Annotated in this window: 16 protein-coding genes and 1 pseudogene; 6 read left to right on the forward strand and 11 right to left on the reverse strand. The window is 62.2% G+C overall.

Annotated elements, in window-relative coordinates:
• Window positions 1–61: 61 nt before the first annotated feature.
• Both AC07OO_RS06080 and AC07OO_RS06085 read left to right on the forward strand, forming a co-directional pair.
• Complete coding sequence (locus tag AC07OO_RS06080) at window positions 62–1,195, forward strand: ribonucleotide-diphosphate reductase subunit beta (RefSeq protein WP_495081154.1); 1,134 nt, start codon at window positions 62–64, stop codon at window positions 1,193–1,195.
• Between the two features lie 151 nt (window positions 1,196–1,346).
• Window positions 1,347–1,865, forward strand: coding sequence for a histone H1-like DNA-binding protein (locus AC07OO_RS06085; RefSeq protein WP_495081155.1), 519 nt, complete (start codon window positions 1,347–1,349; stop codon window positions 1,863–1,865).
• A 63-nt stretch (window positions 1,866–1,928) separates the two neighbouring features.
• Here AC07OO_RS06085 and AC07OO_RS06090 read toward each other — a convergent pair whose 3' ends face one another.
• Window positions 1,929–2,741, reverse strand: a complete 813-nt coding sequence (locus tag AC07OO_RS06090; RefSeq protein ID WP_495081781.1) for a DUF3426 domain-containing protein — start codon at window positions 2,739–2,741, stop codon at window positions 1,929–1,931.
• Between the two features lie 2 nt (window positions 2,742–2,743).
• Here AC07OO_RS06090 and AC07OO_RS06095 point away from each other — a divergent pair, with 2 nt between their 5' ends.
• On the forward strand, window positions 2,744–2,878 hold the full coding sequence (locus tag AC07OO_RS06095) for a hypothetical protein (RefSeq protein ID WP_495081801.1): 135 nt from the start codon (window positions 2,744–2,746) through the stop codon (window positions 2,876–2,878).
• A 73-nt stretch (window positions 2,879–2,951) separates the two neighbouring features.
• Here AC07OO_RS06095 and AC07OO_RS06100 read toward each other — a convergent pair.
• The 6 genes and pseudogenes from AC07OO_RS06100 to AC07OO_RS06125 all read right to left on the reverse strand — a co-directional run.
• A pseudogene (locus AC07OO_RS06100) lies at window positions 2,952–3,020 on the reverse strand (zinc-ribbon domain-containing protein); the annotation flags it as partial.
• Between the two features lie 33 nt (window positions 3,021–3,053).
• Window positions 3,054–3,932, reverse strand: a complete 879-nt coding sequence (prmA, locus tag AC07OO_RS06105; RefSeq protein WP_495081782.1) for a 50S ribosomal protein L11 methyltransferase — start codon at window positions 3,930–3,932, stop codon at window positions 3,054–3,056.
• Between the two features lie 21 nt (window positions 3,933–3,953).
• Window positions 3,954–5,303 carry an acetyl-CoA carboxylase biotin carboxylase subunit gene (accC, locus tag AC07OO_RS06110; RefSeq protein ID WP_495081156.1) on the reverse strand — a complete coding sequence of 450 codons (1,350 nt, stop codon included), beginning with the start codon at window positions 5,301–5,303 and terminating at the stop codon, window positions 3,954–3,956.
• A gap of 20 nt (window positions 5,304–5,323) precedes the next feature.
• Entirely contained in the window at window positions 5,324–5,791 is a 468-nt protein-coding gene (accB, locus tag AC07OO_RS06115; protein WP_495081157.1) for an acetyl-CoA carboxylase biotin carboxyl carrier protein, read from the reverse strand.
• Window positions 5,792–5,961: 170 nt separating this feature from the next.
• Window positions 5,962–6,540 carry a TlpA family protein disulfide reductase gene (locus AC07OO_RS06120; RefSeq protein WP_495081158.1) on the reverse strand — a complete coding sequence of 193 codons (579 nt, stop codon included), beginning with the start codon at window positions 6,538–6,540 and terminating at the stop codon, window positions 5,962–5,964.
• On the reverse strand, window positions 6,537–7,130 hold the full coding sequence (locus AC07OO_RS06125; RefSeq protein ID WP_495081159.1) for a hypothetical protein: 594 nt from the start codon (window positions 7,128–7,130) through the stop codon (window positions 6,537–6,539). The genes AC07OO_RS06120 and AC07OO_RS06125 overlap by 4 nt, the downstream gene beginning before the upstream one ends.
• A gap of 130 nt (window positions 7,131–7,260) precedes the next feature.
• Here AC07OO_RS06125 and mpl point away from each other — a divergent pair, with 130 nt between their 5' ends.
• The 3 genes from mpl (at window position 7,261) to AC07OO_RS06140 (ending at window position 10,781) form a co-directional block, all read left to right on the forward strand.
• Window positions 7,261–8,745 carry a UDP-N-acetylmuramate:L-alanyl-gamma-D-glutamyl-meso-diaminopimelate ligase gene (mpl, locus tag AC07OO_RS06130; RefSeq protein ID WP_495081160.1) on the forward strand — a complete coding sequence of 495 codons (1,485 nt, stop codon included), beginning with the start codon at window positions 7,261–7,263 and terminating at the stop codon, window positions 8,743–8,745.
• A gap of 196 nt (window positions 8,746–8,941) precedes the next feature.
• The gene (locus AC07OO_RS06135; RefSeq protein ID WP_495081161.1) at window positions 8,942–10,171 is read left to right on the forward strand and encodes a fibronectin type III domain-containing protein; all 1,230 of its coding nucleotides are present in this window, start codon (window positions 8,942–8,944) and stop codon (window positions 10,169–10,171) included.
• Window positions 10,172–10,310: 139 nt separating this feature from the next.
• Complete coding sequence (locus AC07OO_RS06140; RefSeq protein WP_495081162.1) at window positions 10,311–10,781, forward strand: hypothetical protein; 471 nt, start codon at window positions 10,311–10,313, stop codon at window positions 10,779–10,781.
• A 20-nt stretch (window positions 10,782–10,801) separates the two neighbouring features.
• Here AC07OO_RS06140 and AC07OO_RS06145 read toward each other — a convergent pair whose 3' ends face one another.
• The 4 genes from AC07OO_RS06145 to AC07OO_RS06160 form a co-directional block, all read right to left on the reverse strand.
• Window positions 10,802–11,935, reverse strand: coding sequence for a 3-deoxy-7-phosphoheptulonate synthase (locus AC07OO_RS06145; RefSeq protein WP_495081163.1), 1,134 nt, complete (start codon window positions 11,933–11,935; stop codon window positions 10,802–10,804).
• Between the two features lie 207 nt (window positions 11,936–12,142).
• Window positions 12,143–12,871: a hypothetical protein gene (locus AC07OO_RS06150; RefSeq protein ID WP_495081164.1), complete on the reverse strand. Its 729-nt coding sequence runs from the start codon at window positions 12,869–12,871 to the stop codon at window positions 12,143–12,145.
• A 39-nt stretch (window positions 12,872–12,910) separates the two neighbouring features.
• Window positions 12,911–14,371: a metalloprotease TldD gene (gene tldD, locus AC07OO_RS06155; RefSeq protein ID WP_495081165.1), complete on the reverse strand. Its 1,461-nt coding sequence runs from the start codon at window positions 14,369–14,371 to the stop codon at window positions 12,911–12,913.
• A 50-nt stretch (window positions 14,372–14,421) separates the two neighbouring features.
• Window positions 14,422–15,303 carry an NAD(P)-dependent oxidoreductase gene (locus AC07OO_RS06160; RefSeq protein ID WP_495081166.1) on the reverse strand — a complete coding sequence of 294 codons (882 nt, stop codon included), beginning with the start codon at window positions 15,301–15,303 and terminating at the stop codon, window positions 14,422–14,424.
• Window position 15,304 lies beyond the last annotated feature (1 nt).

Here is a 15,304-nt window from a genome sequence, read left to right on the forward strand (position 1 = left end):
AGTGCATGATTACTTTTCATTTCATTTCACTGCTCTCATAATCCGCAGATTGGAATTATTTATGTTGACCTGGGACGAAGAAGTCAAGCCCACATCGCTAACAAATTTTGCGTTCACGCCGTCGGAAAACCCGCCGGTCGAGCGGGCGCAAAACGCTCCCCAAAAGTCCAGCGTTCCGGTTCGCATGAAGGCGTCGGACAAGCGCATCATCAACGGCCAGACCGACGTCAACCAGCTGGTGCCATTCAAATACAAATGGGCCTGGGAAAAATATCTGGCCAGCTGTGCCAACCACTGGATGCCGCAAGAGGTCAACATGACCCGCGACATCGCGCTGTGGAAAGACCCCAATGGCTTGACCGAAGACGAACGTCGCATCATCAAGCGCAACCTTGGCTTCTTCGTAACCGCCGACTCGCTGGCCGCCAACAACATCGTGTTGGGCACCTACCGCCACATCACCGCACCCGAGTGCCGCCAATTCCTGTTGCGCCAGGCCTTCGAGGAGGCTATTCACACCCACGCCTACCAGTACATCGTGGAGTCGCTGGGTCTGGACGAGAGCGAGATCTTCAACGCCTATAACGAAGTGCAGTCCATCCGCGATAAGGATCAGTTCCTGATACCTTTCATCGAGGCCATCATGGACCCGAACTTCCACACCGGCACACCCGAGGCGGACCAGACGCTGCTCAAGTCTCTGATCGTGTTCGCATGCCTGATGGAAGGCCTGTTCTTCTATGTAGGCTTCACGCAGATCCTGGCGCTGGGCCGACAAAACAAGATGACCGGTGCTGCGGAGCAGTACCAGTACATCCTGCGCGACGAGTCCATGCACTGCAACTTCGGCATCGACCTGATCAACCAGCTCAAGCTGGAGAACCCACAACTGTGGACAGCCGAGTTCAAGACTGAAATCAAAGGTCTGTTTGAGAAGGCCGTGGACCTGGAATACCGTTATGCCGAAGACACCATGCCGCGCGGTGTGCTGGGCATGAATGCGTCCATGTTCAAGGGCTACCTGCGCTATATCGCCAATCGGCGTGCAACGCAGATCGGCTTGGAACCGCTATTCCCCAACGAGGAAAATCCTTTCCCCTGGATGAGCGAGATGATCGACCTGAAGAAGGAACGCAATTTCTTCGAAACCCGCGTCATCGAGTACCAGTCGGGTGGAGCCCTGTCCTGGGATTGATCCAACTTATGTATTTCCGAATTTCATCTATCCAACAACAGGCCGCAGAGTCTGTGCGGGGTAGGTGTCACCAAGTTCATGCGGCTGGGCAATTGCCCAACCGCATGAATCACTTCTTGCAAACCAACTGGCAAGAAGCGCTCTTTGTAAATTGATCAAGGAGAAAATCATGGCAACTGCAAAAAAACCGGCCGCTAAGAAGGCCGCTCCCGCAAAGAAAGCTGCACCAGCGAAAAAGGCTGCACCAGCAAAGAAAGTAGCTGCAAAGAAAGCAGCCCCCGCCAAGAAGGCCGCTCCCGCTAAAAAGGTAGCAGCCAAGAAGGCAGCCCCAGCCAAGAAGGCCGCTCCCGCTAAAAAGGCAGCAGCCAAAAAGGCTCCGGCAAAGAAGGTAGCAGCCAAGAAGGCAGCTCCGGCGAAGAAGGCGGCTCCTGCGAAAAAAGCAGCCGCTAAAAAGGCCCCTGCCAAAAAAGCAGCAGCCAAAAAGGCCCCGGCTAAAAAAGCAGCCGTAGCCAAGAAGCCAGCCGCTAAAAAGGCAGCCAAAAAGCCGGCTGCGAAGAAAGCCGCGAAAGCACCCGCTGCCAAAGCAGCGGCTGCTCCCGCTTCGCCTGCCGCTCAGACCACTCTGAACCCGCAGGCCGCTTGGCCCTTTCCCACCGCCAACAAACCCTAATCAGGTTTTTTAGGACGGTTTCAAAGCCCGGCACCGCAAGGTCCCGGGCTTTTTAACGCCTCATCAGGGGTAGAAAGACAGTAGGCGATAGCCTGAGATTTTTGCACCGCCTGCGCCGCCCCCCGTCTTGACGGCAACCGGCACGCTGGCAGCCCATTCCGCCCCCGGCTCCAGGATCTCGTGTGGGCGCCCGAAGTCGGCGCTGGTAAACACGCGTCGCGCTACGGCCTGGTCTTGCATATCCGTCAGCGTCAGCTCCAAAGCCGGCGTAGCGACCGCCGTCTGCGCCGTATTTTTCAGCGTGACATTCAAGCGGTAGACATCGGCGCGCACTTTGGCAAAAGCCGAGCTATCGATCACCACCGATTCGATTTGCCGCAGCGGTGCAATCGTACAGGCCAAGGCCTCGCACAATGGCTCCAGCACACGCAACGTCGCGGGGTCGGTCGCAGCGATGCGATCGCGCTCACGCACCACGACCTGCAGCAACAAGCCCGTCACCAGCAGCAAACAGGCCACCCACAATACCGCCCGCGCCCACGGGCGATTCCAGGTGGAGGATGTTTGCCTCCCGCGCATGAACGAGTGTTTGGGCAAGGCTTCTGCAGCGTCGTCAGTAGCGACAGGCTCTTTAGCGGTGCGCCGAGGTTTCTTCTTCTCGCGCACCACGGAACTGCGCTGCTCTCCCAAGGTGGCGGGACGGTGTTGTATCACCGCTTCGGGTTCCGGTTCGATGTGCAGCGACCGCGGACTCACCGCCAAGAACGGCTCCGCAGACGCTGCCACCTCTTTCAGGATCGGCTCTTCATCGGGCAACGACGGCGGCTCCGCTGGCGGCTCAACGCCAACCTCCTGCATGGCAGGAGCAGGACGCACAGGTGCAAGCACGACTGGAGCCGGAGCTGGAGCTGGAGCTGGAGCTGGAGCTGGAGCTGGTGGCGGTGGCGGTGGCGGTTCAGGTCGAGTTTGCTGGATCGCAGGAGATGTCACACCAGCAACTGCAAGCGAAGTAGCCTGGGCTTGCAGATGGCTATTGGCGTCAAAGACTTCATTGCACTGGCCGCAACGCACCCAACCATCCGACACGCGCAATTGATCGGGCACGACCTTGAACATCGTGGCACAGGCAGGGCATCGGGTGATCAGGCTGCTCATCGGAATGCCATTGTAGAGAGCAGAAAGACGCGTTTACAGGGTAGCGGTCATCAAAATCCAGCCGTCTTCACGGTCGGCCACCGCAAGGCTGCAATAGGGTGCGTAGGCTGCGATCAATTCATCGGCCTGACGCTCCAGAATGCCAGCCAACACCAGATGACCACCGGGAGACACATGGGCGCATAGCAGCGGAGCCAATACTTTGAGTGGCGTCGCCAAGATATTGGCCAACACCACGCCATACTGACCCGTGGCTCGCTCAGGCAGGCCTGCCTGCAGCGACACGCCATTGGCCGATGCGTTCAATTCAGTGGATTGCACTGCCGCAGTATCGATGTCCACGGCGACTACATCCGATGCGCCGAACTTGGCGGCGCCGATGGCCAAGATGCCGGAGCCGCAACCATAGTCCAGCACCCGGTTCGCAACCGGATGGGTCGCAATCCAACGCAGGCACATGCGCGTGGTCGGATGCGTGCCCGTGCCGAAAGCCAGGCCCGGGTCGAGGCGGATGACCTGGCGCGCCTGCGCGGGAGGCTCATGCCAGGTCGGCACGATCCAGAATTCGGGCGTAATCTCTACCGGTGCAAATTGGGATTGCGTCAAACGCACCCAGTCCTGCTCAGGCAAAGGTGCAATGGCCAGCACCTGGCAGGGCTCGAAAAAGTCCTGCAGTTTCAGCAGGTCCGCAGCTTCGCGCGCCGCCGCCTCATCGGAGAACAGCGCAACCACCCGCGAGCGCTGCCAGCCATCCTTGGGGGGTGGCATGCCGGGTTCACCAAACAAAGCCTGCTCGGCATCGGTTTGCGCGTCCGCGTCTTCCACACTGACACTCAGCGCGTCCAGCGCGTCCAGCGCGTCACTCAGATGCTCCACCCTGTCCTCAGGGCACATCAGGCTCAGTTCAAACATGGCCATGGCTTATTCGCCGTGTCAGCGCTTGCGCTGGTCCAGCCACTGTTCAAGGTAGTGGATGTTGGTGCCGCCATCCATGAACTTCGCATCCACCAGCAACTCCCGGTGCAGCGGAATATTGGTGCTGATGCCTTCGACCACGGTCTCGGCCAGTGCGGTGCGCATGCGGGCCATCGCCTGCTCGCGGGTGTCGCCGTGCACAATGATCTTGCCCACCATGGAGTCGTAGTTGGGCGGCACAAAGTAGTTGGTGTAAACGTGCGAGTCCACGCGCACACCGGGGCCACCCGGTGGATGCCAGGTCGTGACACGACCCGGTGAGGGCGTGAACTTGTACGGATCCTCGGCATTCACCCGGCATTCGATGGCATGGCCACGTATCTCGATCTGGCGCTGCGTGAAAGGCAGCTTCTCGCCGGCGGCCACCATGATCTGGGTGCGCACGATGTCGATGCCGGTGATCAGTTCGGTAACAGGGTGCTCGACCTGGACGCGGGTGTTCATTTCAATGAAATAGAACTCACCGTCTTCGTACAAGAATTCAAAGGTTCCCGCACCGCGGTAGCCTATCTTCTTGCAGGCGTTCACGCAGCGCTCACCCACCCGCTCGATCAACTTGCGGTTGATGCCAGGTGCGGGCGCCTCTTCCAGAATCTTCTGGTGGCGCCGCTGCATGGAGCAGTCACGCTCACCCAGGTACACCGCGTTCTTGTGCTTGTCCGCCAAAATCTGGATTTCCACATGGCGCGGGTTCTGCAGGAACTTTTCCATATAGACCGCCGGGTTGCCAAACGCAGCCCCGGCTTCGGCCTTGGTCATGGTCACGGCATTGATCAGAGCTGCCTCGGTGTGGACCACGCGCATGCCACGTCCGCCGCCGCCACCAGCCGCCTTGATGATGACCGGATAACCAATGGTCTTGGCGATGCGCCGTATCAGGGCGGGGTCGTCCGGCAATTCGCCTTCGGAGCCTGGCACACAGGGAACACCAGCCCTGATCATGGCCTGCTTGGCCGAGACCTTGTCACCCATGATGCGAATGGACTCGGGTGTGGGCCCGATGAATTGGAAGCCACTCTTCTCCACCCGCTCGGCAAAGTCTGCGTTTTCGCTGAGGAAGCCGTAGCCGGGGTGGATCGCCTCGGCGTCTGTCACTTCAGCCGCAGAAATGATGGCCGGCACATTCAGATAGCTTTGAGCCGAGGGGGCGGGGCCAATACAAACCGCCTCATCGGCCAGCTTGATGTATTTGGCGTCGCGATCCGCCTCGGAATAGACCATGACCGCCTTGATATCCAGTTCGCGGCAGGCACGCTGGATGCGCAGGGCAATCTCGCCACGGTTGGCGATCAGGATTTTTTTGAACATGGGAATGCTGGGCGCCCTGCTTATTCGATGATGAACAGCGGCTGACCGTATTCAACCGCCTGTCCGTTGTCGCACAAAATGCGGGTGACGGTGCCGGACTTGTCCGCCTCGATCTCGTTGAGGATCTTCATGGCTTCGATGATGCAGACGGTTTCGCCTTCCTTGACCACGGTACCTACATCCACAAAGGCTTTGGCACCCGGTGAAGATGAGCGGTAGAACGTGCCCACCATGGGCGACTTGACGGTGTGCCCTGCAATAGCCTCGGCGACCACCGGAGCCGGCGCGGCAGCCACGGGCGCGGACCCAGCAGCGGGTGCGGCGGGCGCAGGGGCCTGGGCATAGACCGGTGCGGGTGCATAGCTGTGCACCACAGCGCCACCGCCCTTGACGATGCGAACCTTGCCTTCGGCCTCGGTAATTTCCAGCTCCGACACATTGGAATCCGACACGAGGTCGATCAAGGTCTTGAGTTTGCGTAAATCCATGTCATCTCCAACAGCCGTTATTTCAGTAGGGGGCGAATTTACAGCAAAAACGTCTGATTTGTCGATAAATCTTTTTATCCACAGACAACGCCCTGCAAAATTGCAGAACTGAATGCTGATTCAGGGCTTGAGAAAGTGCCGAACAGGCGCCCCAACTGCTTGTTTTAGCCTCATTTTAGACCAAGCACCTGGCTCAGGTCTTCGGGACGCAGGCGCCCCATCTTGCGGAGCAGTACCGCACCATTGGCGCCCAGCACGACAGAAAACGGCAGGCCTCCGGCCACATTGCCCAGGTTGTGGCCCAGATCGGCCCCCACCATACCCGCCATGCCGACCGGAAAATCCAGTGGCATTTTTTGCAGAAATGACTGCACGGGTGCCAGTTTGTCAATCGCCAAGCCCAAAACTTGCCAGCCATTGGCTTTGTTTTGGCGGTAAAAGTCGTTGATTAGCGGCAATTCCTCTACACAGGGGGCGCACCATGTGGCCCAGAAATTCAACAACAGAGGGCGCCCCTGCAGGCTGCGCATGGCCAATTTTTCGCCTTGGGGTGTATCCCATTGCATAGCCCAAAAGCCCTCAACCGGCTCCGCAACGGGCGCTGTATCAGGCGTCGGGTTGCGCAGCCAGGCCACGCCAGCGCCCAGCACGGCAGCCGTCGCCGCGGTCATGCCCAACAAGAAGCGGCGATTGCGCAGTTGCGGGCCGCTTTCGGCGACGTGGAGATCGGAGTGTTGAGAGGCTGTCATGGCACCACATCATGCAACAAACTGCGCAGGGCCGCCACGTCGCCACGCGGGCGCCGCCCCCTGGCGTCGGCTCGCAAGGCGCCGCGCAGGTCGTCAAAGTCGTAGACCAGCAGGTGCAACCCGATATGCTCACCCAGCTCAGCACTGTAGGCCTGCACGCTCAGCGCATCCACCGGCTCACCATGGAAGCCAATGACCGTGCGCGGCTCATAACGCACCTGCATGTCGATCAAGCCGATTTCGGCCGATTTGGAATCATCGCAAAATAGTTGCAGGTAAATATCGGAGCGCCGAGTCGCCGTGCCGTGCCAGACCGCGCCGCCGATGTGGGGCCGAAAACGCTCCAGGCGCTCCATCCATTCCAGCGCCAACGTGCGCAAGGCATGCAGCTCGGCGGGTTGTGTTTCGGCGCAGAAGATGGCGATGTAGTCCTCCACTGCGGCTTCCAATTGCGTGTTGTCCGGCAGGGCCGTGCGGGCCGGCAGTCCCAGTTGCTTGACGGCGCGGCGCTTGGCCGCACCGTACTCCAGGCCCTCTTCTACGACCATGCGTGCGGCAACGGCGGCGACCTCGTCTTTCAATGCGTCCATGCTTGCATTGTGCTACCAAGCGGTGACAGCGGCATGAAGCCGACATCGCTTCTCTTTTGATAGCGGCCCAAGGAGCCTGCACGAGGGCTGGCAGCATAAATCCCTACATGCCGCCCGATAGAATGCGGTCATGCATATTCATATCCTGGGCATTTGCGGTACTTTCATGGGTGGTTTGGCAGCGCTGGCGCGCGAGGCCGGCCACCGGGTCACGGGCTGCGACACCGGCGTCTACCCCCCAATGAGCGACCAGTTGCGCGCCCTGGGCATCGAGCTGATCGAAGGCTATGGCACCGACCAGCTGGCGCTCAAGCCCGATATGTTTGTCATCGGCAACGTGGTCAGCCGCGCGCGCCTGGCCGACGGCAACCCGCGCTACCCGCTGATGGAGGCCATTCTGGAAGCAGGTGCGCCCTACACCAGCGGACCGCAATGGCTGGCCGAGCATGTGCTGCAGGGCCGCCATGTGCTGGCCGTGGCGGGTACCCATGGCAAGACCACGACCACGTCCATGCTGAGCTGGATTCTGGAATGCTCAGGCCTGCAGCCCGGTTTCTTAGTAGGGGGAGTGCCCCTGAATTTCGGCGTCTCCGCGCGCCTAGGTGGCGGGGCGGCACTGGGTTCTGCGCAGGTAAAGGAGGAGCCCGCAAAGCGGGCGGGGGACACGGAGCAGAACCCAGTGCCGCCCCGCCAGCCCCTCTTTGTCATCGAAGCCGACGAATACGACACCGCTTTCTTCGACAAGCGCAGCAAGTTCGTCCACTACCGCCCGCGCACCGCTGTGTTGAACAACCTCGAGTTCGACCACGCCGACATCTTCGACAACCTGGCCGCCATTGAGCGCCAATTCCACCACCTCGTGCGCACCGTACCGGCTTCGGGCCGCGTCGTCGTCAACGGCCTGGAGGAAAGCCTGGCCCGCGTGCTGCACCAGGGCTGCTGGAGCGAGCAACGCAGCTTTGGCAGCGCGGCCAGCGACTTCTCCGCCGTCGGCGAGCCCCATACCTTTGATGTGCTGCAGGGTGGCAAGGTGGTTGCACGCGTGGAATGGTCGCTCAGCGGCGTACACAACCAGCTCAATGCCTTGGCGGCCATCGCTGCGGCCGAGCATGTGGGCGTGGCGCCCGGCGTGGCGGCTGAGGCCTTGGGCCGCTTTGAAAACGTCAAGCGGCGCATGGAAGTGCGGGGGCGTGTGCAGTTGGGCGGTGAGTCCAACCCCGCTGCCGCAGTCACCATCTACGACGACTTCGCCCACCACCCCACGGCGATACGCACCACCATCAACGGGTTGCGCCGCCAAGTGGGTACAAGCGCACGCATACTGGCCGTGTTCGAGCCGCGCAGCAACACCATGAAGCTGGGCGCCGTCAAATCCCAGTTGCCCTGGAGCCTGGAAGAAGCCGACCTGGCCTTCTGCCACGCAGGCGGCCTGGACTGGGATGCCAACGAGGCCCTGGCCAGCATGGGTGCACGGGCCTTTGTAGCCACCACGGTGGATGCCGCCGTCGCCCAGGTGCTGGCCGAGGTCCGGCCGGGCGACCATATCGTGTGCATGAGCAATGGCGGCTTCGGTGGCATCCATGGCAAGCTGATACAGGCACTGCAAAAACAATAGCAGCATCGCTATATCTGACGAGGGCTAGCGTCGAATTTTTCATATGTCTCGTGACGCAGGACAGTTGCAGGCGCCCGGCCACTCAATGCGCGGCACACGCAATGCCCACGCCGCGCAGGTAAAGAATTGTTGGGACAAGGGCGTGCATGCCCGGCACTTGTAAAATCCGCGGTCTACTTCTTCTAGGTGGTTTTTCATGCTTCTCTCTTCCCTACGCCAGGCACTGGCTGCTTTGATGGTTGCCGTGTTGGTTTCTGCCTGTGGCGGTGCAGGCAGCTCGGCGCCTCCGCCGGCGGGTGGCATTACCGTGACGCCGGGTGATGGCACGGCCACCGTGACCTGGACCATGGTTCCGGGTGTGAAGTACTGGCTGTTCTACGCGCCATCCACCAGCATCTCCACCACCGACTGGATCAATGTGCCCGGCAGCCGTGCCGTGCTCAATGTCACATCGCCCTATGTGGTAACCGGCTTGGCCAATGGCTTCACCTACTCCTTCACGGTCAACGGCCGCAATGGTGACGGCCCCGGCGGCCCGGGCAGCCCGTCGGTGTCTATCGTGCCCCGCCCGGCCGGCGGCACCTGGAAGCCCGGCGGCTCCCTGGGCACCAACACCATCCGCAATCTCACCTACGGCACCAGCAGCGCCGACTCCCTGGGCTATTACTACGCCGTCGGCGATGCCGGCACCGCCTACCGCAGCACCGATGGCCTCAGCTGGACGGGAATGCCTGTTCCGGCCAATACAACACTCAATGCCGCCCTGTACACCTTTGGCCGCTTCCTGGTACTGGGGGCGGGTGGCAGTGCCAGCTACAGCACGGACATGAGCACCTGGACCGTGGCCCCCACCAGCACGACAGCCAACTTGAATGCATTGGCCAGCAACGGCGCCTTGGCCATTGCAGTCGGCGACGGAGGCACCATCCTGTCGTCCTTGGACGGCGTGCTGTGGACGGCAGTCACCTCCCCGACGACCAGCAACCTCTACGGCGTCATCTACGCATCCAATGGCGTGTGGATTGCAGTCGGGGCCGGTGGCACGCTGCTGACCAGCACCAACGGCACAACATGGACGGCCGTAGCCTCGGGTACCACGGCCACTCTGCGGTCCGTGATCGTGCAGACCTCGCTGAGTTATACCTACGTGGCTGCGGGCGATGGCGGTGCTGTAGTGCGCAGTGCGGACAATGGCGCGACGTGGACAGCCCAGAGCTCGGGCACCAGCGCCAATCTGCTGGGGCTGAACGCCACCTCCAGCCAGTTCCTGGCGGTGGGTGCCGGCGGTGCAGTCACCACCAGCCCCGACGGCATCACTTGGACCGTGCGCAACAGCGGTACCGCAGCCGATCTGTACTCGGTTCTCAGCGGCTTCGGACAGTACGTGGCGGTGGGTCAGGGCGGTATCAGCATCAACTCGCAGTAAGCCCCTGGGCGGGCGATGGTTGCCACCCCGGCGCCGGGGGGTGCGTCCATGGCCCGGTCCAGCACACCAGAGGAATACACACGCTAAGATGCAGGTGGTTTGCGCATCCACACCTACCACCAGCGCCTGGAGTCCCTCTGTGCAACACAATAGCAAGCCCTTGATGGCAAGCACCAGCTTGATCGCGGGAACACGCTTCAGGGCGCATGGCCGTGTGGATATGTGGATGCAGGACAACTCACTGCACTACGATGCCACCGGCCCTTTCAATGAAGAAGTCTTCGAGCTGCTGGCGATCGCCCAGATGGATTTTTTGCAGACCCTGCACATCGAAGGTCCGTGGGCCAGCATCGCCACACTGCGCAACAGCGCCATGTGCACGCCCGGTGGCCTACAGCGCTACACCGAGCTGATGCAAAGCCCCAAACCACCTGCGCTGGCGCCCGTGGCCACGGCCTTTGTGATCGCCCCCGAGATCGAGGGCGGGCGGCTGATGACGCCGCACTTTGCAGCCATCTATGCGTCGATTAGCCGCCCCTTCCGAACCTTTGTGGCGCTGGACCAGGCCGAGGCCTGGGTCCAGTCCATGGTCGCCGCGGCCCGGGGGTAGCCCCCCAAAAAACCTCGTGCCTACTTGACGCGGCGCGCCTTGACGGCAGCGGCCAGTACATCCAGCGCCTGCAGCGAGTCGTCCCAGCCCAGGCAGGCATCGGTGATGCTCTTGCCATAGTCCAGCGCATTCGCGTCGTCCTTGCCAGGCGTGAACTTCTGGGCGCCGGCTTGGAGGTGGCTTTCCACCATGACGCCGAACACGCTGCGGGAGCCTCCGGCGATCTGGTTGGCGATGTCACGTGCCACCTCGATCTGCTTTTCATGCTGCTTGCTGCTGTTGGCGTGGCTGCAGTCCACCATCAACGTCACCGGCAGTTTGGCTTTTTCCAATTCCTTGCAGGCGGCCGCCACGCTGTCTGCATCGTAGTTGGGCGCCTTGCCACCGCGCAGGATGACGTGGCAGTCCTTGTTGCCATTGGTCTGCACAATGGCAACCTGGCCATTCTTGTGAACCGACAAAAAGTGGTGCCCACCGGCCGCGGCCTGGATGGCGTCCGTGGCAATCTTGATGTTGCCGTCGGTGCCGTTCTTGAAGCCTATCGGTGCGGACAGGCCCGAGGCCAATTCGCGGTGCACCTGGCTCTCGGTGGTGCGTGCGCCGATCGCACCCCAGGCGATCAGGTCACCCAGGTATTGGGGCGAGATCACGTCCAGGAATTCGCTGCCGGCGGGCAGGCCCAGGCGGTTGATCTCGATCAGCAACTGGCGGGCGATGCGCAGGCCTTCGTCAATGCGGAAGCTCTCGTCCAGGTAGGGGTCGTTGATCAGGCCCTTCCAGCCCACGGTGGTACGGGGCTTTTCGAAGTAGACGCGCATCACGATTTCCAGCGTGTCGGCGTACTTGGTGCGCTGCTCTTTCAGGCGACGCGCATAGTCCAGCGCGGCCGCGGGGTCATGGATGGAACAGGGCCCGATCACGACCAGCATGCGGTCGTCCTTGCCCGCCATGATGTTGTGGATGGTGTGGCGGGTGTGGCTGATCAACTTCTCGACCGCCGTCCCCTGGATGGGGAAGAAACGGATCAAATGCTCGGGAGGCGGCAACACGGTAATGTCCTTGATGCGTTCGTCATCGGTCTGGCTGGTGCGGTCGGTCTGCTGGGGGGCATGGGGATACCAGGCATCGGAAGAGGAAGTGGCTTTTGCGGTCATCGGAAGGCTCCTAAGGTGGTGAATCGAACAAGGTTGAAAGTGAAAAGGCAAAAAAAAACCGCCGGTGATTCCGGCGGTTTGGTGAGGATTTGGGACGTCTGGTGTTCAGGTACGTTTAGATCTCTCTACCGCCAAAAGCGCGTGAGAACCAAAAGTAGCTAAAAAAGAAACGACCGAAATGCATAGGCCCGAATGTAGCACAGAACACTAGTCGTCCTTGCGCCGCCCCCGGCGGCCCTCCTGGCGCACCATGGTGCGCTTGATCTGGCGGCGCTTCCACCAGGCGCTCCAGCGGCCCCAGACCGAGGGCGGCGTGCGCTCCTCGTCGGGCGCGGCCGAAACGGCAAGGCGCGATTGCTCGTAGACATCCAGCAGCAGCGATCCGGCTCCCAATACCCGCCACGCCGCCAGATCGAAGTCGGCCAGCACGGGGGCGCTGTTGCGCGGCGGCGCGGCGTCCATCGCCCACTGGGTCACCAAAATGCGGAAATGGTTGAGCGCAGCAAAGTGCGCATCGAATTCGTAATTGCTATGCCAATCGGCCCCCAAGCCCAGCAGCAGGGCCCGGTGCGTGCGCAGGTCTCCGACCAGGTTGATCAGTGCCAAAGACAGCGGGCGGGGCTCGGTATTGCGTTGCTGCAGCATGGCCACCAGTGCCTCGATCTGCACGGCCAGGGCCTGCAGGCTCTCGCCCACCTGCAGCGACTCCTCGTCGGCCACGGCCGAGCGCAGGAACTGGCTGTACTGGCCAAAGGACTGGAAGCTATGGGACTGCGACGACGGAGATTGGGACTGGAAGGCCGCGCGCGACGGCGCATACGAGGGCGGCAGGGCACCGGCCGACGGGTCCGCACCGGAGGTTGCCAACGACGCCGCCAAAGAGTCTTCGGCGTCGGGGGACTGTGATGGCGGGTGGTTGGGCCGGTCTGTGCTCATGTCTTCAGGCGCCATGCTCACATGCCCACCCGAGCATTGTCAAGCCGTGCCGCCGACCGTCAAGCCATCTATGCGCAGCGTCGGTTGGCCCACGCCCACCGGCACACTCTGGCCCTCTTTGCCACAGGTGCCCACACCGCTGTCAAGCTGCATGTCCTTGCCAATCATGCTGACGCGCTTGAGGCATTCGGGCCCGCTGCCAATGATCGTGGCGCCCTTCACCGGGTATTGGATTTTTCCGTTTTCCACCCAGTAAGCCTCGGAGGCCGAGAACACAAATTTGCCGCTGGTGATATCCACCTGACCACCGCCGAAGTTCGTGGCGTACAGGCCCTTCTTGATGCTGGCGACGATTTCCTGGGGATCCTTGTCACCGGCCAGCATATAGGTGTTGGTCATGCGCGGCATGGGCAAATGGGCATAGCTCTCGCGCCGGCCATTGCCGGTAGGGGCCACGCCCATCAGGCGCGCGTTCATGCTGTCCTGGATATAGCCTTTCAGAATGCCGTCTTCGATCAACACCGTGCGCTGGCTGGTGTTGCCCTCGTCGTCCACATTCAGCGAGCCGCGGCGGTCGGTGAGCGTGCCGTCGTCCAGCACGGTCACGCCCTTGGCGGCTACGCGTTGGCCGACGCGGCCGCTGAAGGCGCTGGAGCCCTTGCGGTTGAAGTCGCCTTCCAGGCCGTGGCCAATGGCTTCGTGCAGCAAGATGCCGGGCCAGCCGGGGCCTAAGACCACGGTCATTTCGCCGGCCGGCGCAGGGCGGGCATCCAGATTGGTCAGCGCGGCATGCACAGCCTCGTCCACATACTTTGCGATCTGCGCGTCATCAAAATAGGCCAGGCCAAAGCGGCCGCCACCGCCGGCCGAACCGACTTCGCGCCGGCCCTTGTGCTCGGCAATCACGGTGACCGACAGGCGCACCAGCGGGCGCACGTCGGCGGCCAACGTGCCGTCGGCGCGGGCCACCATGACCACGTCGTATTCGCTGGCCAGGCCGGCCATGACCTGGGCCACGCGTGGGTCCTTGGCGCGGGCCAATGTTTCCACCTTGCCCAGCAAGGCCACCTTGGCGGTGCTGTCCAGTGTCGAAATGGGGTCCACGCCGTTGTACAGCGAGCGGCTGCTGGCGATCTTTTTGTTAGCAACCTTGGCCCTGCCCGTGCGGGCCGCACTGGAGATGGACCGCACCGTGCGGGCCGCGTCCAGCAGGCTGGCTTCGGAAATATCGTCGGAATAGGCAAAGGCGGTCTTCTCCCCGCTGACGGCCCGCACGCCAACGCCCTGGTCGATGCTGAAGGAGCCGGTCTTGACGATGCCCTCCTCCAGGCTCCAGCCCTCGGCGCGGGTGTACTGGAAGTAGAGGTCGGCCTCGTCGACCTGGTGCGCCTTGATCTCGTTCAGTGCGCGGGTCAGATGGGACTCATCCAGGCCGAAGGGGGTGAGCAACAGGCGCTGGGCCGTGGCCAGGCGTTCGATGGTGGGTTCGCGTGCAATCATGCAGCGATTCTAGGCCCCTGCCCAAGAGCCTGCGCGGATGCAGGCTTCCATCAGGTTTGCGAGCGGCCCAGGAACTGCAGCAAGGCGGCATCGTCCAGGTCGGCCAGCCCCGCACCCAGCGCGGCGGCAAATACGCCGGCGGCCAGCGGGCCCAGCGGGCCGTCGAAGCCCACCGCCTGCGCGGCCTGCTGCGCCAGCCGGATGTCCTTGGCCAGCAGCGTCATATGGGCGCGGGGCGCCAGGTCGCCTGCGATGGCGCGGCGCATGCGGTCGGTGCCAATCCAGCTTTGGCCACTGGACTGACCTATGACGTCCAGCGTGCGCTCCAGATCCAGCCCCATGCGGCGCGCCAGCGCCATGACCTCGGCCGCGCCGACCAGGTTGATGCCGGCCAGCAGGTTGTTGACCAGCTTGGTGCGGGCGCCATCACCCACGCGGGTGCTGATGCGAAACACCTTGCTGGACAGGGCCTGCAACAGCGCATCGCAACGGGTCACCACCGCGTCCGCCCCTGCCACCAGCAGGCTCATGGAGCCATCGCGGGCCCGGGCCGGGCCGCCGGACATGGGCGCATCGATGGTGTCCACACCTTGCAAGGCAAGCTGCGCGGCGATGGCTTCCACATCCTCGGGCGCAATCGTGGGGCACAGCAGCACGGTGTGGCCGGCTGGCAAGTGGGGGGCGATGCCTTGAGGACCAAACAGCACATCGCGGGTTTGTTCGGCATCTACCACGCAAATGATGGTTGCTACCACATTAATAGCGACTTGTTCAGCATTGGCGAGGGCTATCGCACCAAACTCCTCAAGACACTTGGCTTTGGCGGCGTCAATATCATGCACACGGGGCGCCCAGCCCAACGTGCCGAGGCGTTGCGCCATGGCGCCACCCATATTGCCCACACCGATGATGGCTACATTGAAGGGGGCCATG

This window comes from Rhodoferax sp. GW821-FHT07G04 (assembly GCF_059418585.1).